We start from the raw sequence: 23,260 nt of genomic DNA on the forward strand, positions 1-23,260 counted from the left end.
ATCAGTACACCTTACTTGGGTCAAAGGCGTCACGCACCGCTTCGCCGATAAAAATCAACAGAGACAAAAGCACGGCCAATACCAGGAATGCTGTTATTCCCAGCCAGGGGGCCTGAAGGTTATTTTTGCCCTCCAATAACAGCCCGCCTAGTGATGGCGACCCCATTGGCAAACCAAAACCAAGGAAGTCCAGTGAGGTTAGGGTGGTGATAGAACCGCACAAAATAAAGGGTAAAAAGGTCAGCGTGGCCACCATGGCATTGGGCAGCATATGTCGTGACATAATCACTCGGTCACGAACACCCATGGCCCGCGCCGCACGAATATAATCATAATTTCGGGTGCGCAGAAACTCAGCCCGAACCACACCGACCAATCCCATCCAGCCAAATATCACGGTGATAGCTAATAACCACCAGAAATTTGGCTGCACAATGCTGGACAGTAAGATAACTAAGAACAGTGTTGGCATACCTGACCAGACTTCAATAAATCGCTGGCCCCACAAGTCAACTCTGCCACCGTAATACCCCTGAACTGCCCCGGCACAAATACCAATGACACTCGAGAATAGCGTCAATGTCAGGCCGAATAACAGTGAGATTCGGAAGCCATAAATGACTTTAGCTAATACATCACCGCCAGTGCTGTCGGTGCCGAGCCAATTGGTGCGACTGGGGGGCGATGGGAAAGGCACATCCGTTGCGAAATTGATGGTGTTATTACTAAAGCGGATAGGAGCCCAGATTGCCCAACCATTATCTTTAATTCTATCAAGCACATAAGGGTCTTGGTAATCGGCTGCGGTGGTTAAAATGCCCCCAAAGGTTGATTCGGGGTAATTGGTCATAAAGGGCATGAATATCTTGCCCTTATAGCTGACCAATAGGGGTTTGTCGTTGGCTATCAGTTCAGCAAACAAACTGATAATAAACAAAGTCAGAAAAATCCACAGGGACCAATAACCGCGACGGTTTTGGCGAAAACGCGCCCAGCGGGCCTGATTAATTGCGCTCAGTCGTTTCATCATTGGCGGCCCTCAAAATCGATCCGTGGGTCAACCAAGGTATAGGTGATATCGCTGAGAATATTCAGCAGTAAACCAATCAGAGTGAAAATATAAAGCGTGCCAAACATCACCGGATAATCTCGCTGCAAGGTGGCGTCATAGCCCAGTAGCCCTAAACCATTCAGTGAAAACATGACTTCTATTAACAATGACCCAGTGAAAAACATGCTGATAAAGGTGGCGGGGAAGCCAGCAATCACAAGTAACATGGCATTGCGGAACACATGGCGATACAGGATTTTCTCTTCTGGCAGCCCCTTGGCACGGGCTGTGACCACATATTGTTTGCGGATTTCGTCAAGAAACGAGTTTTTAGTCAGCATGGTCAGGGTGGCAAAACCGCCAATCACGGTAGCCAATACCGGCAATGTGATGTGCCATAAATAATCGGTTATTTTGCCGTACCACGGCAGGGTATCCCAGTTGCTGGAAACTAATCCGCGCAGCGGGAATAAGTCAAAATAGCTGCCGCCGGAAAACAGCACGACCAGTAAAATTGCGAATAAAAACGAGGGGATGGCATAGCCAATAATAATTAAGGTGCTGCTCCAGGTATCAAAAGCCGAGCCATTACGCACCGCCTTTTTAATGCCCAAAGGAATGGAAACCAGATATATAATCAGTGTGCTCCATAACCCCAGCGAGATAGAAACCGGCAAACTATGTTTAATCAATGACATGACGGACTCGCCACGAAACAGGCTGTCACCAAAATCAAAGCGCACATAGCTCCAAAGCATATCGAAATAGCGCTGATGCAGTGGCTTGTCAAAACCAAAACGTTGTTTAATTTCAGCGATGACTTCCGGGTCCAATCCCCGTGAGCCGCGATAGTTACTGTCCCCGATTTGCGCGGCATTGAGGCCGACTTTGGCCCCCCCTAATGCTGCATCGCCAGCACCGGCGGTATATCCGCTGGAATGGCCCAGCTCAATATTGGCTATTGCCTGGTCAACCGGGCCGCCGGGGGCAATTTGTACAATGAAAAAGTTAATAGTGATAATCGCCCACAATGTGGGAATGACCAACAACAGCCGCCGTAACAGATATGCGCCCACAACCGCCCCCTAATGACGTTCTGTTGGCAGGCGAGCTGCCTTGTTGACATCAAACCACCAACTATCAAACCCGAGCGAATAAGTGGGCCTGTCCGCCGGCATTGAGAACTTATCCCAATAAGCAAAGCGGGCATGGTTGGAATACCACATCGGGATCATCAAGTAGTTCCAGGTTAACACGCGGTCGAGCGCTCGGCCCAAGGAGCGCAGTGCTTCAGGCTGTTCCTGATGTTTAATTATTTGTTCAATCAAATGGTCGATAGCCGGGTCTTTAATCCCCGAAGCATTATAACTGGAATCAATATATGCCGAGCTCCACAAGATTTGCAGATTCGGGCTAGGGTAGGGGAAAGCCGTGTAAACGGTAGGGATCATATCGTAATCCCGGCTGCGCAGGCGGTTAACAAACTGAGAACTATCCACTTCGCGGATATTCATAGTAATGCCCAGGCGCTGTAAATTATGCTTAAACGGCTGAACATATTGGAAATTACTGCCGCTAAGTAACAGTAATTCAAAGACAAAAGGTTTGCCGGTTTTACGGTTGAACAATTGCTGATTTTTCACTTCCCAACCCGCTTCACTCAGCAATTCACGCGCTTTTAATAGATTATCTCGTGCATTGCCGCTGCCATCGGTTTGTGGCGGTTGATAAATTTGCGTGAATACTTCAGGGGGGATTTTGCCCTTTAGAGGGGCCAGCCATGCCAGTTCGGCACTGTCCGGATAACCTTTAGCGGCATATTCGGTATTCTGAAAGAAACTATTAGTGCGTTGGTAACTGTTGAAATAAAACGCTTTATTCATCCAGTCAAAATCAAACGCCAAAGTCAGTGCTTCGCGGACTCGCCTGTCGCTAAAAATAGGGCGTTGGACATTAAAGGCCAACCAGCGAGTATTTTGGGCTGAATTATCGACGATATCCTGCTTGACGATATAATCCTTTGCAAAATTGCCCCCTACATATTGTGTCGCCCAACTTTTTGGTGAGGTTTCTTCGCGGAAATCAAATGCCCCGGCTTTAAACGCCTCCAGTGCGACTTTGTCGTCTAAATAATAATCATAACGGATGGTGTCAAAATTATATTGCCCGCGATTGACTGGCAAGTTCGCTGCCCAATAGTCTTTAACCCGCTCATAAGTTATAAACTGCCCCATTTTATATTTCCCAATACGATAGGGGCCGCTGCTGACGGGCGGCTTACTCAACGGGTCACTGAGTTTATGATCTTTCCAGAAATGCTCTGGCATGACGGGTAAACCAAATAGACCCAGCATTTTATCTTTATTGGGTTCTGGGAATTCAAAACGCACTGTTAGGCGAGAAATTGCTTTTACCTGCACCCCTTTATAAACAATGCGGAATTGTGGCACACCTTCGGTCATGAATTTATTGAAAGTGAATGCGACATCTTGAGCGGTAATAGGTTTGCCATCATGAAAACGAGCGCGAGGATTGATATCGACTTCAATCCAGTGAAAGTCGGGAGCAAAACGTGCTGATTCGGCAATCAACGGATAATAACTGCCAATCTCGTCGTCTGATGTCCCAAACAATGAGTCATACAGCCTTTCAGTGCGTATAGCCGGGTTGCCACGCAACGCATAGCGATTGAAATTATCAAATGTACCAATGGCAGAGAGCGTGATATCCCTGCCTTTAGGAGCCGCCGGGTTAACATAATCAAAATGGCTAAAATCTGATGAGTACTTAGGTTCGCCCAGTATGGCAAAAGAGCTGCCTTCTTTAATAGTTTCGGCCTGTAAGCCAAAACTCAGGACTGAAAGCGCAAAGGCAGCAAGTAGGCGTAACAACATATTAGTGGTGATCTCCTGCTGTTATTTGAATATACCCGTCATACTTCAAGCTGCATTCAAATCTACCTCAGCAGATTTGTCATCCCAATCACTGACTTATACCAGTTTTTGGCGGAGTATGAGACTCATCAGAAGCTCATGCGGCGGGCCAGCACAGGTGCGATCCAAATGGTTTACAACCCATTTGTTCACTCAACTGCCGCCTTCCTACAACTCGAATTATTTGTTGTATAGTAATAATCTTAAATGAAATTACCAGTTTGCAGGGGTAAAGCAAACATTAAGCCAATTAGTTTTTGTTACGAAGTTTTTTCATTACAAAACTTGACCAAATCCTCGACCGACAGCGGCTTGCTGAGTAGGTAACCTTGTAGGAAGTTAACCCCGTGTTGTGCTAAATATTGGAGTTGCTGTTCAGTTTCTACGCCTTCAGCGACGGTTTTAATATTGAGTTTTCTCGCCAACATTAATACCGCATCTAATACCGGTGCTGTAACAGTATTAATACCAATGGTGCTGATAAAGGCACGATCAATTTTAATATAATCTAAAGTAAATCGTTCTAAATAGATTAGCGCGCTATGCCCGGTGCCGAAATCATCAACAGCGATTTGTATTCCTTGAGAGCGTAGCCAGGCAAATTGCTTTATAGCCAATTCTTCTTCAACCATGCCCCGCTCAGTAATCTCGAATACCGGAGAGAACACATCGGTATTTAATTTCTGCAACATCTGCGTGACATCTTTACGGAAATTATCATCAGTGAGATGGACAGGAGAGATATTAATGGCCAATTTGATTCCTGCCGGAACATGGTCAGCTATTAATTCACTATCCCTAATGATTAATTCAAATAAATGCCTGGTCAATGGTTGGATCAGATGTTGAGCTTCCGCATAAGGAATGAAAAGATCTGGAGAAATTCGCCCCTCAATAGGGTGTTGCCAGCGGATAAGTGCTTCCAGCCCCGATATTTTTCGGTCACCTGAAGTGAATGCTGGTTGGTATTCAACAAAGAACTCACCACGGCGGATACCGCGTAAAATTTCTGCTTCCGCACTTTGGCTGGCAATCAAAATATAATAAGCCAAAATGCCAACCAAGCCCGCAAGTAACAATCCTCCTAATAAGGTTATACGAATATCATCCGCTGTCAGGCTGGTATGATAAATCAATATTTTAATAGGATAACCGGGTAATTGGACCTCACGGGAGTCATGTGTAGGTAACTGGCTGATTGGCGTGACTTTAGAGTCAAAGGTGGTGATTGCCAGCTCATCAATAATGATGGCTAAACCGTTGACTTGATTGCTTGAGTAATTCAGCAATAAATAGGGTTGTAAGTTGAATTCCAGTGTTGCTAATACACCAGTATTACCGCGACCAGCTTCGCGTAGCCAAACGCCAATTGCGGGTTTGCTTGGCATCATTGGCGTACCTTGTTGAATTTTAAAATCTAAAGGCTGGGATACATTAATTTTGGGATATAACGCGCTGACAGGCGTATCCATTTCACCCGTTGCTGAAGAACAATAAGTCATATCATCCCGCACTAATAAGAAAGCCCGAACACCATTGGTAAATGCCGCCCGATAGTGCAGAGCAGGGCTAGCCTGCTCACAACTTTTTGCACTCAGCGGGATAAGCTGAGACATAGTCGTGGTTAGCTCACTAAGAAAGTGGGATGAATAGGAAATAATATGATCACTTTGTGTTGTTAATTTACGTTCACTGCTGCGATAAAGTAATGACAAGGTAATAACAACAAAACAAATAAAGAAACAGAGTGCGAGGATGACACTTTTTTTAACAAGATGGCGTCTGGATAAAATATTGCTGGAGAACGCACTGTTTGAACTCATGTTACGCCGCTCCTCAGCATGATCGATAAAGTGTTATGAGTATAAGTAAGTTAGCAGCACAGCGCTACCGATTTGCTAGGGAGCATTATTGGCATTAATAAGCTTATCGATTTGAATTTCCATCCAATATAAAGCAAAGATGCCATATTTTTGCATCAAATATGTGGTGCCAGTGAATCTCATTTGTATTGGTGTATTTTAGAAATACATATCCATAAAACAAATTTTCAGCTTAGTAACACAATCTACTTAATACCTGAAAGGATAATCGTTGATTGATATGCCTTGGTGTCAGAAAACTCTTGGTTTAGCGGAGCGAATATTACACAGAAAATTCTTGAGTTTCGCTATTTTCGGTAAAAAAAGACATTTCCTACAAAATGGCGGAAATGGATGACGGGAGGGTATATTTCAGCAATAAAAAACGCTGCCAATGGCAACGTTTCATAGTTTCGTTTGGTATCTCGGACAACAGGAATAAAATCAGCTAGCTGCGCGAACCACTACTCAGTACTCGTCGCCCATCACGATAACGCTTATTCCAATAATCTTCATTTAGGCTCGATATTGTCACACCGACACTGGTCGATGCATGTACAAATTTATCGTTACCTAAGTAGATACCAACATGGCGGCCTGTCGATCCTGCTCGGAACAGCACCAAATCACCGGGGCGCAACTTAGTACGCTGGATTTTCTTGCCAAGATCCTGCTGCTCAGACGTTGAGCGTGGCAAATCCATACCAAATTGTTCACGGAAAGTCGTTTGTACAAACGCAGAGCAATCAATACCACGTTTGCTGCTACCGCCTAGACGATAACGAACCCCTTTCCACCCTGCATACTGTTCTAAAATTTTCGACTTGACGTCAACGTTGCGCACCATCGCTTCGAATTCATCCTGAGAGGCTTGCAGTAAAAGCCCATCTTTGTCATTAACTGCACGCATCTCAGTTTGCGAATTATGTAAGTTCGAAGTCTGTGGTGAACTACACGCGGATAACATTACCGCTGCTGCAACTGCAGGAATGACCCGCAGAATATATCTCATAATAGGTTGAGACTTGACCATTGTTGTTGTTTTCCCTTGCTGTCCTTACGACGGATGTCGCTACCAAAAATGCCAAACGAATCGAGATTATTGATTGTGGTCTGATGAGACAATCACTTAACCAAATAAATGTGCAGGAACGCACAATATTAATCAGGATAGCGGTGAAATGCTGATATCCGAGCACAAACGTTTTTGAGATTACCGTAATGATTAATAAAAGGCGAGAGCTTTTATTACCATAATTTTACAAAATATTAATGTAACATAATGTAATATTATACATTAAAAGCAGATAGCTGAATTTGTAGCCGTTTAGTGATAATAAATGAGTGAAAGCATAAATGGTGGCTGGAGCAAAAAAATAGACCTTTTTAGCTCCAGCATAAATCAGCAGTGAGTTAATGTTTTGTTGAGCCTGGTAGATTTCGGTTGATGACATCAATGATTTTATCACTCAGTGGTGTCAGCAATATCCAGCTTATCCCCACCAAAACGACTGACAGCGAGCCGACCGCAATATCAGTAAACCAATGAGCGCCAATCATTATTCGCGGCATTGAGAAGACAACCACGATCAGTAGGGCGATGGTAAAAGCACCGCGAGAAAAATAGCGCAGCATAAAGCAAGCAAAAATGATCAGCATCATGCCATGGTCGCCGGGAAAACTATCGCTGGACGCATCTTTAGTTGGAATTCCGGTTAATTCACTGACGCGATTAATATTTTCAAAAACCAGTGTCGGGCTGGGATGCGAAACTGGTATCAAATGGCCTAATTGGTTGAGGATGACTGCGCTTAATAGCATGACAAACCCCGTGACAACCAAGCGGCGGCGACCTGCTGTGGTTTCCTTCATATAGAAATATAAATAAAGCAGCCCCATGTAAATCAGGGAAATAACATCAAAGATCCGGTTATTGGTGATGGCCACTAAATGCAGAAATGAAGGGCTGGACAGCAGGTGTTGATTAAAATAGAAGAATATTGCTGAATCTATTTTAAACCAAAAACCGTGGTCCGCCGGGATATACAAGGAGAAGAACAAGGCGATTCCAAGTAAATTAAGCAGTAATATTGTCAGTAAATTACGACGGGTCATACGAGAGCCTATATTCTACAAATTGCTAGTGTATTCATGGGTGGCAATAAATTTGGGTGCACTATACTCCTTTATGAAGTCGAATCCTGAGTAATTCATGCTGTAGCGCATTCCAGTCATAGTCAATTGTGCTAATAAGCTCAATTCGGCTATCCAGCGGGGGAGTTTGCCGAGTTTCAATTTTCAAATCATTCCCTTGTCGGTTAATTACCAAGGTTCCTTCAGCAATACGCATAACCCCTTTTATTCTTTCTACTGGATTTAATCGTACCCATTCCAGTAGTGGCACCGTATCAAATACAGTGTCAGCATTAAATACCCAACCACAGCTCAGATAACCTTGACCTTGATTAAGGGCGCGACGCCAAGGTTCTGCACCTTTCAAACTTAATGCCGCCAGGCCTTTTTGTCGTGTTGAGCCGTGATGATGTGCGCCATCGGGTAATTCATCATTATTACTGTGTGGCATATCTAACAGGGCAATATCAATCTTCCCTTGCTCTGCATAATAGAGTGGGCGTGATACGGTTTGTTGCTCATGCCATTGCTGTAATACTGCGTAATCTGTTGTGCTATAGGTATCTTGTTTATTCGCCACAATAATATCGGCTGCGGCCAACTGGTCACGGAAGTTTTCATTTCCTGTATAGCGTGGCTCACTCAACTGGCGGGCATCTAGCAGGCTAAGGGTGGCATGCAGAGAGATCCATGGTTGGTAAATATCTGAAGTTAATAAGGAGAGAATCTGTTTGGGATGGCCTAATCCTGTTGGTTCAATCAACAACCGATCTGGTTTTGCTTGTTGTAGCAACATATTCAAGCCGACTTGCATGGGAAGTCCATTAACACAACACATGCATCCACCGGGTATTTCTTTTAATACCGCACCACTGTCAGCTAATAGCGCACCATCAATACCTATCTCACCGAATTCATTGACCAGAACTGCCCATTTTTCATTTTCAGGCTTTTGTGACAGTAAATGACGAATAGTGGTGGTCTTGCCACACCCTAAAAAACCAGTAATTAAGTTCGTTTTTGTCATCAGAGCTCTCCGACCATAAATTTATTTTCAATAACCTCTAAAGAAAAGGCTCAACCGTGTCGATGTTATCAGAAGAGGATATAACACCAGCCAAGCTTATTATTAAACGAAAAAGGTTAAAAGGCAGACTATTTCCTAGGTGTATTAGGAACCTCGCCTAATTGCATTGCAAAGATAAGCAATATAATTCACATCTACGAGGAATCTTAGTGAGTCATAGGCAGAGTAGAGTCATAAAAAATGCTCTGTCATTCCCATCGCTCTGGCTGGAATCCTCTATCATTTAAAATGACAGATATGAGAGTCGAGGTGATTATGAGCAATTATCGGGTACTGGTTGTCTTAGCAATAATGTTTTCATGGACAATATCTTTTGCTGCAAGTAGTGCGCAATCTGCCCTGTCTGTAACCGGAACAATTACATTTTCTGGTGCTATTGTAGACAGCCCATGTGATACCTCATTTGCGGACCAAACAATTACCACACGCTGTTATCGCAATGGTGAAACACTCACTCAACGACAAACCCTCTCACGTAATATGCCCCTGACCTCTCGGTTACCCAGTAATTTAGCGTCTTCACGTCTTGAATGGCTGAATCCGCAACGTAGTTTGGGCATTTTGACCGTCACTTACCTCTAATACCTCAAATTAATGATTTTCTATAAATACGGCTTATCACATTGATAAGCCGTGTTAGTTCTTCTGATGTTTTATGCTGCAATGAAATTGTTTGACCTCAATGAAATTGTTTGACCACATGATATACTGAATATTATTCAGACACCCTTTGGTCAGGCCAATTTGGCATTTTCAATGCCAATACCTGATGCAGGAAATAAGGTTATGCGGTTATATCAGGAAGTCGGCAGTCAACTGCGCGAGGCCATTGTCAGTGGGCAATATAATTTGGGTGACCGTTTACCGCCCGAACGTGATATTGCCGAAAATTTCAGCGTCAGCCGCAGTGTGGTACGTGAAGCACTGATCATGCTGGAGTTGGAAAAATTAGTGGAAGTGCGTAAAGGTTCTGGCGTCTATGTGGTTAATGTCCCCGACAGGCCAGAAAATGGGGAGTCGGTTGTGTCAGCGGACAGCGGCTATGGCCCATTTGAACTGCTGCAAGCCCGCCAATTACTGGAAAGCGAAGTCGCTGCTTTTGCTGCGATGCAAGCCACTAAGGCTGACATCATCAAAATGCGCCAGGCCATCGAGCAGGAAAAAACAGCATTAGATGCTGGGGCGGTGGATGAAAGTGCGGATGAGCTGTTTCACTGTTTACTGGCTCAGTCGACACAAAACAGTGTGCTGGCGAATATGGTGGCGGAGGCATGGCAGGCAAGAAAAACCAGCGCCATGTGGCAAGGGGCGCATAGTCATACCCTTGATTTTAGTTACCGTTGGCAATGGATGGAAGATCATCAAAAAATCCTGCAGGCGGTGTTGCGTAGAGATAGTAAGGCCGCGAAGCAAGCTATGTGGCAGCATTTAGAAAATGTAAAAATAAAATTGCTTGAGATTTCTGATGCTGACCATCCTGATTTTGATGGTTATTTATTTGAGTCTGCGCCATATCAACTCGAAGAATAATTTCCCCTTTTTCCTTACCGCCGTAAGGGAGAACCTGATTGGAATTAATGAGCCTCATTCTTGAGGCTCATTCGATAAGCTGGCTAAATTAATCTTGCTGTGCCAGACGTTTTACACTTTCTTTCGCGCCAAACTGCTGCAGGCTGAGATAAGCTTCTGTCACGGCCTGAACAAATACCGGTTGCTGCGGCAAGGATTCACCAAACAGTGATTTCAGCGACAGTAAACTCTGAACTCTGGCAATGCCGTCTTCGCTATTTTCAACACATTTTTTAAAGCTATCCACCATTGGGTCACGGATATCAATTGGTTGGCCGTTATCATCCACACCACTGACATAACGCATCCAGCCGGCGATACCTAATGCCAGGCAACGATATGGCCCACCATTGTGTAGATGCCAACGCACTGAATCCAGCATTCGCTGTGGTAACTTTTGGCTGCCGTCCATAGCGATTTGCCAGGTGCGATGTTTTAATGATGGATTGCTGTAACGTTCAATCAACTGGTCAGCATAAGCATTCAGGTCAATGCCGGTGACGCGCAGTGTTGGGGCTTGTTCATCCATCATCAAACGACGAGCGGTCACACGATAATTGTTGTCCGCCATACAGTCATTAATATGCTGATAACCCGCCAGATAACCTAAGTAAGAGAGATAGGAATGGCTGCCATTTAACATGCGCAACTTCATCTCTTCAAACGGCAATACATCATCGACTAACTGTACTCCAGCGACTTGCCAGTCAGGGCGGCCAGCCACAAATTTATCTTCGACAACCCATTGAATGAACGGCTCACAGGCGATACCGCAAGGATCGGCAACACCCAATGTGTCGGTGATTTCTTGCAATGTTTCTGGTGTCGCAGCGGGCACGATGCGGTCGACCATAGTATTAGGGAAAGTGACATTTTGTTCTATCCAACTGGCCAACTCTGGGTCGCGAGCTGTTGCTAAGCCGAGGACGGCATTTTTTACCACATGGCCATTTTCTGGAATGTTATCGCATGAAAGGACAGTAAACGGAGGCAGCCCGCGCAGACGGCGCAAGCGCAGGGCTTCAACCAGAACACCGGGAGCCGATGTTGGGGCATCGGGGATAGCCAAGTCAGCGCGTACAAACTCATTTTGCAGATCCAGTTGCCCAGTACCCGGTTCGATGCAATAACCTTTCTCAGTAATAGTCAGCGACACGATCGCCACTTGTGGTTCGGCCAATTTCTCCAATACTTGCATAACGCCATCTAAACGGGCATGGACAGACTCGCAGACCGACCCAACCACAATGGCTTGATTACTTTGCGCGCCTTTTTCCAACACAGAGAAAAGGTGGTCTTGTTGGCGTAGGTTTTGGATTAAGACATCAGCACCAAACAAGCTGACTTCGCAGATACCCCAGTCTCCCCCTTGTTTATTTAACACCCGATCAGTGAGTAGAGCTTGATGCGCCCGGTGAAATGCACCAAAACCGATGTGAACAATGCGGCTTTTCAGTGCAGTTCTATCATAAGTAGGCTGCTGTACGGTGTCGGGAAGGCGGCTGTTGGCAATAGTGTTCATACGTAGCTCCAGAATCATTCACCCCATGGGTGTCACAAAGGGGATAGTGATAAAAGGTGGTAGATAAAAAGTTGTTAGACCAGTTTCGTTTGGCTTCTGTAGGAAAAAAGCCACACCATACTGACCCCTTTCTTTTGTTCGTTGCTATGCAATATCGGCTTGCAGTGTAAAGCCATATGACAGAAAATAAAATTGGTAAGTCCAATATTGATTATATTCGTGAAGTGGATCAACCAATGAGGTTTTGCTTTTTGACACGCAGCGCTTAAAGAGTAAGGATAAAGCTGAGTGATACCTCTTGGAAATCGGTATAACAACATTATTGGTATAAAAACATTAGTGAGATAGCGGCATTGGCCGGTATAGCAAAATTGTATGCACCTGAACAGTTTACGTAGAAGGTAAAAATAAATGGAACAAACATGGCGTTGGTATGGCCCAAATGATCCGGTGTCGCTAGATGATATCCGTCAGGCTGGTGCAACTGGGGTAGTGACTGCATTGCATCATATTCCAAATGGTCAAGTCTGGCCGGTGAGTGAAATCAAACAGCGCCAGGCTGAATTGGCGGCAAAAGATTTGGTGTGGTCGGTAGTGGAAAGCGTACCGATTCATGAAGAAATCAAAACTCACAGCGGTAACTATCAGCAACATATTGAAAATTATAACAAAACACTGCGTAACATCGCCGAGTGTGGCATTGATACCGTGTGTTATAACTTCATGCCGATACTGGACTGGACACGTACGGACCTGGAATATCAATTGCCAGATGGTTCCAAAGCACTGCGTTTTGACCAAATAGCTTTTGCTGCTTTTGAGTTGCATATTCTCAAACGCCCTGGTGCTGAGAAGGATTATACGACTGAAGAGTTGGCGCAAGCGGCGGACTATTTCGATGCAATGTCTGAGGCGGATATCGCCAAGCTGACCGGTAATATTATTGCTGGTCTGCCGGGGGCAGAAGAGGGTTATACGCTGGATCAATTCCGCGCACGTTTAGCTGAGTATGATGGTATAGATAAAGCGCAACTACGTGAAAATATGGCGTATTTCCTGCGCGCTATCATCCCTGTTGCTGAACAGGTTGGCCTGCGAATGGCGGTACATCCTGATGATCCACCGCGTCCAATTCTTGGCCTGCCGCGTATCGTATCCACGATTGAAGATATGCAGTGGCTGAAAGAGACTGTTGATAGCATTTATAACGGCTTTACCATGTGTACCGGTTCTTATGGCGTACGAGCGGATAATGACTTGGTGAAGATGATCGAAACCTTTGGTGATCGAATTCACTTTACCCATTTGCGTTCTACTTGCCGTGAAGGGAACCCAAAAACCTTCCATGAAGGTGGGCACTTGCAGGGTGATGTCGACATGTACTCGGTTGTTAAAGCAATTTTAACTGAGGAACAACGTCGTCAGGCTGCTGGTGATATGCGTCCAATTCCAATGCGTCCTGATCATGGTCACCAGATGCTGGATGATTTGCATAAGAAAACCAATCCGGGATATTCCGCTATTGGTCGCCTGAAAGGGTTGGCTGAAGTTCGCGGCGTTGAGTTGGCGCTAAAGCGCACATTCTTCCCAGAATTGAAGTAATACGTTATATTTTAATATGTTAAGGGCCGGAAATCGGCCCTTATTAGTCAGTGATTCGGGTGAGTAAGAGCAACCAACACTCCTGCAACGCGAAAGTTGACGGGTATTAGTCTGCACGGCCCATATAGCGGCGTTCTGCAATATGAATACGGATTTTCTCGCCAGGGCTGATATATTCCGGCACCTGAATTGATAAGCCGGTACTCATTACTGCCGGTTTGTTACGAGCACTGGCCGATGCGCCTTTGATGCTTGGTGCGGTCTCAACAATTTCCATATCAACAGTTTGCGGCAATTCCAAGGCCAGCAATTGACCGTCCATTGTCAGAACTTGCATCCCCGGCATCCCACCTTCAGGAATAAATAACAGTTCTTCTTCAATCTGCTCTTTTTTGAAGTTGTATGGGGTGAAATCTTCATCATCCATAAAGACGTATTCGTCGCCATCGATGTAAGAGAAATTCACAGTGCGGCGCGTCAAAGTGATGGTGTCGAGGATCTCATCGCCTTTAAAACGCTCTTCAACTTTTAACCCAGTACGCACATCAGAAAAACGCATTTTATACAAAGTGCTGGCACCACGGGCACTTGGACTTTGCACGTCGATATCTTTCACTAGCAGTAATTTGCCGTTGAGGTTGACCGCCATACCGCGTTTTATTTCGTTAGCTCTTGCCATTTATTAACCGCCAATCAGGATTGAAGATAAGTTGCGACAAGTTACTCGCGCCGCGTGATTCAGGCAAGGAGATAGCGCAAAAAAGAGTAAGATTTTCGCGACAAAATCGGCCTTATGCATACACCGGTAACAGGCCAAATAATGCTGCAATATGCGCCACTGCATTAATCAGACCAAACAGGATAATAAAGCCAATCATAAAACGCCCGCCCGGTGCGCGGTAACTTGCTTGTGGGAAGCGTTTACGACTCGCGCGCGCCATCAATGCAGGGACAATAACGGCCCAAATAGTGGCCGCCAAACCCGCAAAACCAATGGCATAGATAAAGCCATTTGGGAACAACAGCGCCCCGATAGTCGGCGGGACAAAAGTGATGAGTGCTGATTTGGTGCGCCCGCCGTGGTCATCGGTGAATTTAAAGAAATCGGCAATAAAATCGAACAGCCCAAGAGACACGCCGAGGAATGAGCTGGCCAATGCCATATAAGAGAAGGCATTGAGTAGTTGGCTGGTGGCCTGACTGGCAGAAACGGTATCCATCTGTTTTAGCAAGCTACCAATATTGCCGCCATCAGCAATAACCTGCTTGAATGCATCCCGAGCAATATTGCCCTGAATGGCATACTGCCACAGGATATAAATGACCAATGCTATCAATGTGCCATACAGCAAGCTGCGCACTACCGCTTTGCCATCTTTATGGTAATACTTCACCAGGCCCGGCACATTGCCGTGGTAGCCAAAGGAGGTCAGTAAATAGGGCAGGGCCGCCAATGCATATGGTAAATAGCTGGCATTGCTGTCGGCCTGATTGAATAGAACCGCACTTTCTACATGGCTAAACATATCACCGACAGACATGACAAATGTGATGACCATTCCGCCGATCAATATGGTACTTAAACGGTCGACGGCGCGGGTGGACAACCAGACAACAAATGCCACTAAAACAGCAAAGATAAAGCCCGCGCCGGTTTGACCAAGGCCGACAGTATTTTGCAGCGTATGAGTAATGATGGAGCCACCGGCAGAGATATAGGCGTAGGTCAGAATATAGAGAACAAAAGTGATAGAGACGCCATTAATGGAGCTCCACACTTTGCCCAGCAGGTCTTGCACCATCGTGTGGAAACTGGCCCCGCTCGGATAGTTCAGATTGGCTTCCAGAATCATCAAGCCGGAAATCAGCATGCACGCCCACGTATAAATCAGCAGCATGACTGAGCCGCTAAACCATACCCCCGCCGTCACGATCGGAATTGAGAACATCCCCGCGCCCACCGCGGTACCGGCGACTATCATTGCGCCACCGAGGACGGAAGGTCGTGATAGTGGTTGGGATACATCCATCGACATTTATAGCTCCAAATATCCTTCATCCTTGACACTACAGCCGCATTAGCCGCACTTACTCACCGAATCACTTACTTGTGTAAGTTCATCGGGATTTGTTCGTTTGCCACTTGCTGTAACGCCAATGATTTTGGATATAAATTATATGTTAATAGTTCTTTTGTACTAGCCTAATGGTACATGGTGGCAATGAGACTGTAAACAGATGAATATGCTTATGTGGATGATTTGGTCAGTGATTAGTATGGGGTTGGCTTGAGGTTTTGATTAAATATCGCCCTAAAAAGCATTTTTTAGGTTAAAAAACACACTAAAAATAATGCGTTAAAACGCTGAAGCTGTGTACTGGATCTGCTATTGAGCTGTTGAATAAGGATAGTGCTGGTAGTTAATGGGGGCGGTTGCTATTGTCCGCTCTTATTCCACCAGCCTACAGGAGCCTGCTGATGGACTGTCGCTCAGATTGCGGTGCCTGCTGTATTGCTCCTTCGATTTCCAGCCCGATCCCCGGCATGCCATTGGGCAAGCCCGCCAATACCCGTTGTCTGCATTTAGCTGACGATATGCGCTGCGGTATTTTCCATTCCCCGTCTCGTCCGGCGGTCTGCGCCAGCCTGCAAGCATTGCGGGAAATGTGTCATAACACGCGTGAGGACGCACTGGTGTATTTGATTAAACTGGAAGCGGATACTGCGCCTTAGAGGGCGAAAAGGGCAATAATAATATTGCCCTCAGTTATTCAACCTAAAGACTAAGCCCCAGCCGGAACTGCGTGAGCAGTGTTTTTCAGCACCGGCCCGGTGTACTTCTCAATCTCAAGCTGTGCCATCTGGCCGCAGTTACCCTGCGCCAAACTGGATGAGCCGATATCGAAAGTCAGGCAATTAATATTACCGTTCTTACAAATTGAACCCGGTACAGACGGCTCGGCGGGATCAAACCATGCCCCTTCGCTTACCCGCACCACGCCTGGCCGCACATCTTCCGTTACCACTGCACCGACCAAAATCTGCCCGCGATCGTTAAACGCCCGCACTAAATCACCGTTCGCAATCTGACGAACCTTGGCATCTTGTGGGCTTATCAGTATCGCTTCGCGATCAGCAACTGCATATTTTTCACGGAGCGGCGTATTATCCAATTGTGAATGCAGGCGATTTATCGGGTGGGCTGTGTTCAATGACAGTGGATATTTCTTCGCTTCAACTCCGCGATACCATTCATGAGGTGGCATCCAGGTCGGGATCCCCTGACAATCGGCGTACCCCATTTTGGCGATAGTATCGGAGTAGATTTCAATCTTGCCCGATGGTGTTCCGAGCGGGTTGAGTAACGGGTTTTCGCGGTAATCAGCAAAACGAACCCACTGCTTGTTCGCCTCTGGAATAGGAAAACGAATATAGTTGTTCGACTCCCAGAACATATCGAACGGCGGCAGGGCAACGCGTGCAGTTCGGGCCTGCGATTTCATATCGTCATACATTGATTTCAGCCACTGTGTTTCATCTTTGCCCTCAGTAAAGGCATCAATGACACCCAACCGAGTGGCCATTGCGGCAAAAATATCGAAATCGCTACGGGATTCGTGTTGCGGCGGAACGCACTGATGCATTGGGAAAACATAAAGCTGTGAATAGTCGCCGCCCATTTCCAGATCATTGCGTTCATAGCTGGTGGTTGCCGGTAACACGATATCGGCATGTTTGGCGGTGGCAGTCCAGTAAGGTTCATTCACCACGATAGTCTCTGGATGTTGCCAAGCTTTCACCAGATTATTGGTATCCTGATGTTGGTGGAAAGTGTTCCCGCCGGCAACATAAACCATTTTGACATCCGGATAGGTCACTTTGGTGCCATTGAAATCAATGGTTTTCCCTGGATTTGCCAGACATTCGGCAATCCGCGCCACCGGAATCGGTGATGGGGAGTTCTTCGGCGCATTCCCAGCAGAGATCCCCGGTAAAATACCGCCTTTGGCCGTTGGGCTGCCGCCGGAAGAGTAGTGGTAGCTGAAGCCAAAACCGCCACCCGGCAGACCAATTTGGCCGAGCATTGCAGCAACGGTGACCAGCAGCCAATGTTGTTGCTCACCATGGTGTTGGCGCTGAATTCCCCAGCCGCCCATTATCATGGTGCGCTGTTTCGCCATATCGCGTGCGAGCTGGCGTAATACATCAGCATCAACACCACTGATATCCGCCGCCCATTCCGCCGTCTTCGGCTGACCGTCGGTTTCCCCTAACAGATAAGCCTGGAATTTATCGAACCCAATAGTATAGGTTTTGATAAAGTCCGGATTGTGCAGCTTTTCCGTCAGCAATGTATGAGCAATCCCAATGAGCATCGCGCTATCGGTATAAGGGCGCGGGGCAATCCATTGAGCATTAGTGAACTTGGCGCTGTCATTATGAACTGGGTCAATACTAATGACTTTAGTGCCCTTTTTCTTCAGTGCTTCAAAGCCAGTTTGGCCGACGTGATCTGGAACATTCCAGCTATTTTTCAACGTGATCATAGGGTTACAGCCCCACAATATCACCAGTTCGCTGTTTTCGATAACATTAGGCCAAGCGGTTTGTTGCTCATAAACCTCCATTGAACCCATGACGTGGGTCATTATTACCTGCGCGGCACCTGTAGAATAGTCACCCGCATACCCGAGGAAACCGCCATTCAGATTCATTAAGCGCTGCAACAGTGTGCGGCTGTTATGCAACATTCCGACACTTTTCCAACCATAAGAACCGGCATACAGTGCTTGCGGGCCGTGGTCTTTCTGCACACGCACGATTTCGTTACAGACCAGTTCAGTGGCTTTATCCCAGCTGACTCGCACCCATTCATCACGACCACGTAACTCGGTATGGCTGCCCGGGCCACCTTCCAGCCAACTTTTGCGCACCATCGGATATTTAATGCGGTTTTCGGCATGGACCTGATACGGAGCCATGGTGATAAGGTCATTCGGCCATGGGTCATCTTTGACTGGCTGAACGCCCACCATGCGCCCATTCTCGACGATAGCTTCAAAGGCTCCCCAATGGGCGCCGGTCAAAATGCCTTTTTGCGCCTGACGCAGTGCCAGGAACTGAGGCAGTGCCTGGCTAATAGCTTGGGCCAATGCTGATTTTGGCCATAGACCGCCGACCAAAGGCAATGTGGCCAGTGCGCCGGTTCCCAGTAAGAAGCGACGGCGGCTCATTTGTAAGGGTTGTTGTTCGTATTTAGTCATTTTCGCCTCTTATTTACAGCTTGGCCGGCATATCACTGGCATGCTTTTGTACATACTGAGTCATCACGCGCAACTGTTCCTGAGTCAGGGACGTGCGTGGTGCCATGCCTTTGATTACCCCAATCCATTGGTTTGCATTAAAGCGGTCGAGCGCGGTTAAACCGTGGCAACCGGTGCAGTTAGCCGACATCATATCAGCGGCATAGCGCCAGATTTTCTGTTGATCATCAACCAGTTGTTTCTTCGGTAACCACACCTGAAGAGCAACCTGATGCCAGACTAAATTGGTTTCCGGGTCAGTTTGGGTATTCAATGTTTTCAGTGCTTTTTGCGCGTCTTCGCCCAGTAACACACTCAGAATGCGTTTCCCTTGCGCAGCGTAGAACACCTCTGCCACCCCATCTTGCTGCCAGCCTTTAACATCAACCAGCACTTGGTCACCTTGCTGTTTCACGACCTCAACTTCAGTCGATGGCATCAAGTTACCCGCGTTATGGCTGTCACCGGCGTTCATAAAGAACGGCTCAGTGGCGATGGTATAAAGTGTGGTCGCGGTCGCGGGTGTTTGTGCTGCGGCGGTAGCCAGTTCGGCGGCACCGGCCTGAGTCACTTCACTCATGTCCGGTAGGATATGGGCAACGCCTTTATGGCAATCAATGCAGGTTTCGCCTTGCTTGATGGCCGCCGGGTGCTGAATACGTGCTTCAGCACTTTGCCCGGTGATATCCATGGCATCAAAACTGTGACACGAACGGCAGGTGGCCGAATCATTCTCTTTTAGTGTTTTCCATACCGATTGGGCCATGGCGAGCTTATGCGCTTCATATTTCTCCGGTGTATTGATTGTGCCAACCATTTCACCGTAGATATCTTTGACGGCCCGGATTTTAGTCCACAGATAGTCCAGCGGCTCGTGAGGCACATGGCAGTCAGCACATTCAGCACGGATTCCTTTGGTATTTTGGAAGTGGACGCTACCTTGATATTCAGCCAGTGGCTGTTGCATGGTATGGCAGGAAACGCAGAACGCGGTATCACTGGTTTTATGGAAGACAGTGGCGGTTCCTGCGAGGAGGGCGGCACCAATAATAATGCCGATCAGCAGAACCCATAACCACCCCCACCGGCGTCGCTTCCCGAAGCCAGCTTGTTTATTGCTCATAATTGCACCCACTTAATATATATAATAATTATTAGTAAAACGGACGGATCAAATACGTGGCTGAATAAAAGCCAGATAATCTGCCAACACAGGCTCATCGACTGGCATAAGCCTTTCCCTTAAAATAAGTGGGTCTATTGTAGGGCGGTTTTCTATCGATGACTAACCCAATAGAGGTATTTAGCAATATTAGTTCAAACTTGTTGAATATAACTGCCAGAAATGGCGAAATTTTTATGATGAAAGGAAATAACCCGCTGAAATTGCTGGCTATATAATGATTTACATAGCGCTATTTTTTAGTGGGAAGGGGTATATTTTAGTGAGAAAGGGAATAAAACTGCTGTGTCAACCATAAGTCGATAGCATGGCGGCTGGCTTCAAAATGTGGCTCGGGCAATTCACGCGGGTTACACCACAGCCATTGCTGACATTTATCCGGCTCTTTCAGCTCAGGTTGCCCACCGGGATGTTGTGTTAACAGACAAACCGAAACCGTATGTTTGCCTTCCTCTCGCCAGGTCGCCAGATTATTGCACAACCCAATAACTTTTATCTCACTGATATTTAAACCAGTTTCCTCTAATATTTCCCGCCGCGCGGCTTGTTCAAAAGACTCTCCGGCCTCCATATGACCGCCAGGAATTGACCAGTAAGGGGCATGCTGACTGCTACGTTTCCCCAACAGTATTTCACCATGCTCATTGACGATAATGACGCCAACACCGACGACGACAGACATTATTTCAGCTCCTTTGATATGGGTATCAGCAACTGTCAGCAAATTGGACTATTTTGTGATTGACAGAAACCTGTTCAAGACAGAAATGTGCGGAGTGTCATAAATTCATCAAGAATAAAAGCAGAAAACTTGCATATATTCTAAGTCGGAAACACACTCCTTGAAACGTTTCAGCGTTATCTCGTCACCAGATGATAAAGGGTAACGCTCCTTTTTCTCACTAAAGCTGAAACGATTCAATTTCAGCAAGAGAGGAGACATAATGTTCCAGTTATCGACGCAAGATATCCATCTGGCTGCACAAGCAGACAGCAAAAACGAGGCTATCACCCAGGTGGCCGCGGCTCTGACTCAAGCTGGCAATGTTGCTGCCGGCTATCTTGATGGGATGTTAGCCCGAGAGCAGCAGACCTCGACGTATTTGGGTAATGGCATCGCCATCCCCCATGGTACCACTGATACCCGCGACTTGGTGCTGAACACTGGGGTTCAGGTTTTCCAATTCCCGCAGGGTATTGCCTGGGGTGATGATCAAACCGCCTATATTGTTATCGGCATCGCCGCCCGCTCTGATGAGCATCTGGCATTACTGCGCCAACTGACGCACGTGCTAAGTGACGATGCGGTCGCCGCGCAATTGGCAAAAACCACTTCAGCTGAAGAGTTACGCAATTTGCTGATGGGCGAGAAAAAAACCGCTGAATTCCATTTCGACACTTCACTTATTGCCCTTGATGTTGCGGCCGACAACCTGATCACACTGCAAGCACTCAATGCGGGCCGTTTACAGCAAATCGGCGCTGTTGATGCTCGTTTTGTCAGTGATGTGATTACCCGTGAGCCGCTGAATCTGGGGCAGGGGATCTGGTTAAGTGACAGTACCGAAGGCAATTTGGTCAGTGCTGCCACGGTAAGCCGCCCGGCGACGGCCTTTGAACATCATGGGGAGAAAGTTGCCCTATTGCTGACACTGTCAGTGGCTGATGAACAGCCGCTCTCTGTGCTGAATTATCTTAGTGATTTGCTGCTCGCCAAAAAAGCTGACGTGTTGCTGAACGCTGATGCCGCCGCGCTGTTGGCCTTGCTGACCAGTGAATATATCGAGCAAAACGAAGTATTAAGCGCTGAGTTTGTTATCCGCAATGAACACGGGTTACATGCGCGCCCAGGGACGATTTTAGTCAATACAATCAAACAGTTTACCAGTGAAATCACCGTAACCAATCTGGACGGCACCGGTAAACCCGCTAATGGACGTAGTCTGATGAAAGTTGTGGCTTTAGGGGTTAAAAAAGGGAATCGCCTACGCTTTACCGCCAGCGGTGAAGATGCACAGGCCGCACTGGATGCGATTGGTGAAGCTATCTCCGCCGGTTTGGGCGAGGGGGCAGCATGAGCAGAAGAGTCGCAACCATCACACTAAACCCGGCTTATGATCTGGTGGGCTTTTGCCCTGAGATTGAACGCGGCGAAGTTAACCTGGTAAAAACCGCCGGTCTGCATGCTGCGGGTAAAGGCATTAACGTCGCTAAAGTGCTGAAAGATTTAGGTATTGATGTCACGGTCGGTGGCTTCCTCGGTAAAGATAACCAAGATGGCTTCCAACTGTTATTTAGCGAACTGGGTATCGCCAACCGTTTTCAAGTGGTGCCGGGGCGTACCCGCATTAATGTCAAACTGACCGAAAAAGATGGCGAAGTAACCGATTTTAACTTCTCCGGTTTTGAAGTCACTAAACCGGATTGGGATCGTTTTGTGAACGACTCATTGAGCTGGTTAGGGCAGTTCGACATGGTGGCGGTCAGCGGTAGCCTGCCTGCGGGGGTTAATCCTGATGATTTTACCGACTGGATGAAACGTCTGCGCTCCCAGTGCCCGTGCATTATTTTCGACAGCAGCCGCGAAGCCTTGGTTGCCGGTCTGAAAGCTTCGCCATGGTTAGTGAAACCTAATCGCCGCGAACTGGAAATCTGGGCTGGTCGCCCATTACCTGAGTTGGGTGATGTGGTCGAAGCCGCGCACGCGCTACGTGACCAGGGCATTGCCCACGTGGTGATTTCACTCGGGGCCGAAGGTGCGCTGTGGGTCAATGCCTCTGGTGCTTGGTTGGCAAAACCTCCGGCTTGTGACGTGGTCAGCACCGTAGGTGCCGGCGACTCCATGGTCGGTGGCCTGATTTATGGATTATTAATGCGCGAATCCAGTGAGCATACCCTGCGCCTGGCAACCGCAGTCGCCGCTTTGGCCGTCAGTCAGAGCAATGTGGGTATTACGGATCGCCCACAGTTGGCAGCCATGATGGCGAAAGTTGACCTGAAACCCTTTAATTGAT

General features: G+C 46.9%; 19 protein-coding genes. 6 read left to right on the forward strand and 13 right to left on the reverse strand.

All coding sequences use genetic code 11. The features are described 5' to 3' along the window. Window position 1 precedes the first annotated feature (1 nt). From F0T03_RS07935 to F0T03_RS07965, 7 genes are all read right to left on the reverse strand, one after another. Window positions 2–1,027, reverse strand: coding sequence for an ABC transporter permease (locus tag F0T03_RS07935; RefSeq protein WP_167515585.1), 1,026 nt, complete (start codon window positions 1,025–1,027; stop codon window positions 2–4). Then, on the reverse strand, window positions 1,027–2,127 hold the full coding sequence (locus tag F0T03_RS07940; RefSeq protein ID WP_159677709.1) for a microcin C ABC transporter permease YejB: 1,101 nt from the start codon (window positions 2,125–2,127) through the stop codon (window positions 1,027–1,029). Before F0T03_RS07940 ends, F0T03_RS07935 begins: the two co-directional genes overlap by 1 nt. A gap of 9 nt (window positions 2,128–2,136) precedes the next feature. Beyond that, on the reverse strand, window positions 2,137–3,945 hold the full coding sequence (locus tag F0T03_RS07945) for an extracellular solute-binding protein (protein WP_159677711.1): 1,809 nt from the start codon (window positions 3,943–3,945) through the stop codon (window positions 2,137–2,139). 299 nt (window positions 3,946–4,244) lie between these two features. Further along, on the reverse strand, window positions 4,245–5,807 hold the full coding sequence (locus tag F0T03_RS07950) for a cyclic di-GMP phosphodiesterase (protein ID WP_159677713.1): 1,563 nt from the start codon (window positions 5,805–5,807) through the stop codon (window positions 4,245–4,247). Window positions 5,808–6,294: 487 nt separating this feature from the next. Then, complete coding sequence (gene mepS / locus F0T03_RS07955) at window positions 6,295–6,879, reverse strand: bifunctional murein DD-endopeptidase/murein LD-carboxypeptidase (protein WP_025378861.1); 585 nt, start codon at window positions 6,877–6,879, stop codon at window positions 6,295–6,297. 380 nt (window positions 6,880–7,259) lie between these two features. Continuing rightward, window positions 7,260–7,961 carry a phosphatase PAP2 family protein gene (locus tag F0T03_RS07960; RefSeq protein WP_159677715.1) on the reverse strand — a complete coding sequence of 234 codons (702 nt, stop codon included), beginning with the start codon at window positions 7,959–7,961 and terminating at the stop codon, window positions 7,260–7,262. 61 nt (window positions 7,962–8,022) lie between these two features. Further along, the gene (locus tag F0T03_RS07965) at window positions 8,023–9,006 is read right to left on the reverse strand and encodes a CobW family GTP-binding protein (protein WP_159677717.1); all 984 of its coding nucleotides are present in this window, start codon (window positions 9,004–9,006) and stop codon (window positions 8,023–8,025) included. 315 nt (window positions 9,007–9,321) lie between these two features. Here F0T03_RS07965 and F0T03_RS07970 point away from each other — a divergent pair, with 315 nt between their 5' ends. After that, on the forward strand, window positions 9,322–9,648 hold the full coding sequence (locus F0T03_RS07970) for a type 1 fimbrial protein (protein WP_159677719.1): 327 nt from the start codon (window positions 9,322–9,324) through the stop codon (window positions 9,646–9,648). A gap of 204 nt (window positions 9,649–9,852) precedes the next feature. Continuing rightward, window positions 9,853–10,596, forward strand: coding sequence for a GntR family transcriptional regulator (locus tag F0T03_RS07975; RefSeq protein ID WP_159677721.1), 744 nt, complete (start codon window positions 9,853–9,855; stop codon window positions 10,594–10,596). Window positions 10,597–10,684: 88 nt separating this feature from the next. On the opposite strand, the gene F0T03_RS07980 is transcribed toward F0T03_RS07975, so the two are convergent. Further along, window positions 10,685–12,157, reverse strand: a complete 1,473-nt coding sequence (locus F0T03_RS07980; RefSeq protein ID WP_159677723.1) for a mannitol dehydrogenase family protein — start codon at window positions 12,155–12,157, stop codon at window positions 10,685–10,687. Window positions 12,158–12,568: 411 nt separating this feature from the next. On the opposite strand from F0T03_RS07980, the gene uxuA reads away from it, so the two are divergent. Continuing rightward, on the forward strand, window positions 12,569–13,759 hold the full coding sequence (gene uxuA / locus F0T03_RS07985) for a mannonate dehydratase (RefSeq protein ID WP_159677725.1): 1,191 nt from the start codon (window positions 12,569–12,571) through the stop codon (window positions 13,757–13,759). 106 nt (window positions 13,760–13,865) lie between these two features. On the opposite strand, the gene yeiP is transcribed toward uxuA, so the two are convergent. Both yeiP and mtr read right to left on the reverse strand, forming a co-directional pair. After that, complete coding sequence (yeiP, locus tag F0T03_RS07990; RefSeq protein ID WP_145553003.1) at window positions 13,866–14,438, reverse strand: elongation factor P-like protein YeiP; 573 nt, start codon at window positions 14,436–14,438, stop codon at window positions 13,866–13,868. Window positions 14,439–14,550: 112 nt separating this feature from the next. Continuing rightward, window positions 14,551–15,795, reverse strand: coding sequence for a tryptophan permease (gene mtr, locus F0T03_RS07995; protein WP_159677727.1), 1,245 nt, complete (start codon window positions 15,793–15,795; stop codon window positions 14,551–14,553). Between the two features lie 443 nt (window positions 15,796–16,238). On the opposite strand from mtr, the gene F0T03_RS08000 reads away from it, so the two are divergent. After that, window positions 16,239–16,493 carry a YkgJ family cysteine cluster protein gene (locus tag F0T03_RS08000; RefSeq protein ID WP_145552999.1) on the forward strand — a complete coding sequence of 85 codons (255 nt, stop codon included), beginning with the start codon at window positions 16,239–16,241 and terminating at the stop codon, window positions 16,491–16,493. A gap of 50 nt (window positions 16,494–16,543) precedes the next feature. Here the strand turns inward: F0T03_RS08000 and torA are convergent, their stop codons facing one another. The 3 genes from torA to F0T03_RS08015 form a co-directional block, all read right to left on the reverse strand. Beyond that, complete coding sequence (gene torA / locus F0T03_RS08005) at window positions 16,544–19,024, reverse strand: trimethylamine-N-oxide reductase TorA (protein WP_145552997.1); 2,481 nt, start codon at window positions 19,022–19,024, stop codon at window positions 16,544–16,546. A 13-nt stretch (window positions 19,025–19,037) separates the two neighbouring features. Further along, window positions 19,038–20,186: a NapC/NirT family cytochrome c gene (locus F0T03_RS08010; protein ID WP_159677729.1), complete on the reverse strand. Its 1,149-nt coding sequence runs from the start codon at window positions 20,184–20,186 to the stop codon at window positions 19,038–19,040. 319 nt (window positions 20,187–20,505) lie between these two features. After that, window positions 20,506–20,928 (reverse strand): nucleotide triphosphate diphosphatase NUDT15, encoded by a 423-nt coding sequence (locus tag F0T03_RS08015; RefSeq protein ID WP_159677731.1) that lies wholly within the window; start codon window positions 20,926–20,928, stop codon window positions 20,506–20,508. A gap of 262 nt (window positions 20,929–21,190) precedes the next feature. Here F0T03_RS08015 and fruB point away from each other — a divergent pair, with 262 nt between their 5' ends. Further along, on the forward strand, window positions 21,191–22,324 hold the full coding sequence (gene fruB, locus F0T03_RS08020; protein WP_159677733.1) for a fused PTS fructose transporter subunit IIA/HPr protein: 1,134 nt from the start codon (window positions 21,191–21,193) through the stop codon (window positions 22,322–22,324). After that, complete coding sequence (fruK, locus tag F0T03_RS08025) at window positions 22,321–23,259, forward strand: 1-phosphofructokinase (RefSeq protein WP_013650126.1); 939 nt, start codon at window positions 22,321–22,323, stop codon at window positions 23,257–23,259. The genes fruB and fruK overlap by 4 nt, the downstream gene beginning before the upstream one ends. Window position 23,260: the final 1 nt, after the last annotated feature.

The organism is Yersinia canariae, assembly GCF_009831415.1.
GTDB lineage: Bacteria > Pseudomonadota > Gammaproteobacteria > Enterobacterales > Enterobacteriaceae > Yersinia > Yersinia canariae.

Excerpts from the sequence above, each read along its gene's own strand:
- uxuA (WP_159677725.1), top strand. The coding sequence starts at position 12,569 with ATGGAACAAACATGGCGTTGGTATGGCCCAAATGATCCGGTGTCGCTA.
- torA (WP_145552997.1), bottom strand. The coding sequence starts at position 19,024 with ATGACTAAATACGAACAACAACCCTTACAAATGAGCCGCCGTCGCTTC.
- fruB (WP_159677733.1), top strand. The coding sequence starts at position 21,191 with ATGTTCCAGTTATCGACGCAAGATATCCATCTGGCTGCACAAGCAGAC.
- F0T03_RS08010 (WP_159677729.1), bottom strand. The coding sequence starts at position 20,186 with ATGAGCAATAAACAAGCTGGCTTCGGGAAGCGACGCCGGTGGGGGTGG.
- F0T03_RS07970 (WP_159677719.1), top strand. The coding sequence starts at position 9,322 with ATGAGCAATTATCGGGTACTGGTTGTCTTAGCAATAATGTTTTCATGG.
- F0T03_RS08000 (WP_145552999.1), top strand. The coding sequence starts at position 16,239 with ATGGACTGTCGCTCAGATTGCGGTGCCTGCTGTATTGCTCCTTCGATT.
- mtr (WP_159677727.1), bottom strand. The coding sequence starts at position 15,795 with ATGTCGATGGATGTATCCCAACCACTATCACGACCTTCCGTCCTCGGT.
- F0T03_RS07960 (WP_159677715.1), bottom strand. The coding sequence starts at position 7,961 with ATGACCCGTCGTAATTTACTGACAATATTACTGCTTAATTTACTTGGA.
- mepS (WP_025378861.1), bottom strand. The coding sequence starts at position 6,879 with ATGGTCAAGTCTCAACCTATTATGAGATATATTCTGCGGGTCATTCCT.
- fruK (WP_013650126.1), top strand. The coding sequence starts at position 22,321 with ATGAGCAGAAGAGTCGCAACCATCACACTAAACCCGGCTTATGATCTG.
- F0T03_RS07965 (WP_159677717.1), bottom strand. The coding sequence starts at position 9,006 with ATGACAAAAACGAACTTAATTACTGGTTTTTTAGGGTGTGGCAAGACC.
- F0T03_RS07935 (WP_167515585.1), bottom strand. The coding sequence starts at position 1,027 with ATGAAACGACTGAGCGCAATTAATCAGGCCCGCTGGGCGCGTTTTCGC.
- F0T03_RS07975 (WP_159677721.1), top strand. The coding sequence starts at position 9,853 with ATGCGGTTATATCAGGAAGTCGGCAGTCAACTGCGCGAGGCCATTGTC.
- yeiP (WP_145553003.1), bottom strand. The coding sequence starts at position 14,438 with ATGGCAAGAGCTAACGAAATAAAACGCGGTATGGCGGTCAACCTCAAC.
- F0T03_RS08015 (WP_159677731.1), bottom strand. The coding sequence starts at position 20,928 with ATGTCTGTCGTCGTCGGTGTTGGCGTCATTATCGTCAATGAGCATGGT.
- F0T03_RS07945 (WP_159677711.1), bottom strand. The coding sequence starts at position 3,945 with ATGTTGTTACGCCTACTTGCTGCCTTTGCGCTTTCAGTCCTGAGTTTT.
- F0T03_RS07980 (WP_159677723.1), bottom strand. The coding sequence starts at position 12,157 with ATGAACACTATTGCCAACAGCCGCCTTCCCGACACCGTACAGCAGCCT.
- F0T03_RS07950 (WP_159677713.1), bottom strand. The coding sequence starts at position 5,807 with ATGAGTTCAAACAGTGCGTTCTCCAGCAATATTTTATCCAGACGCCAT.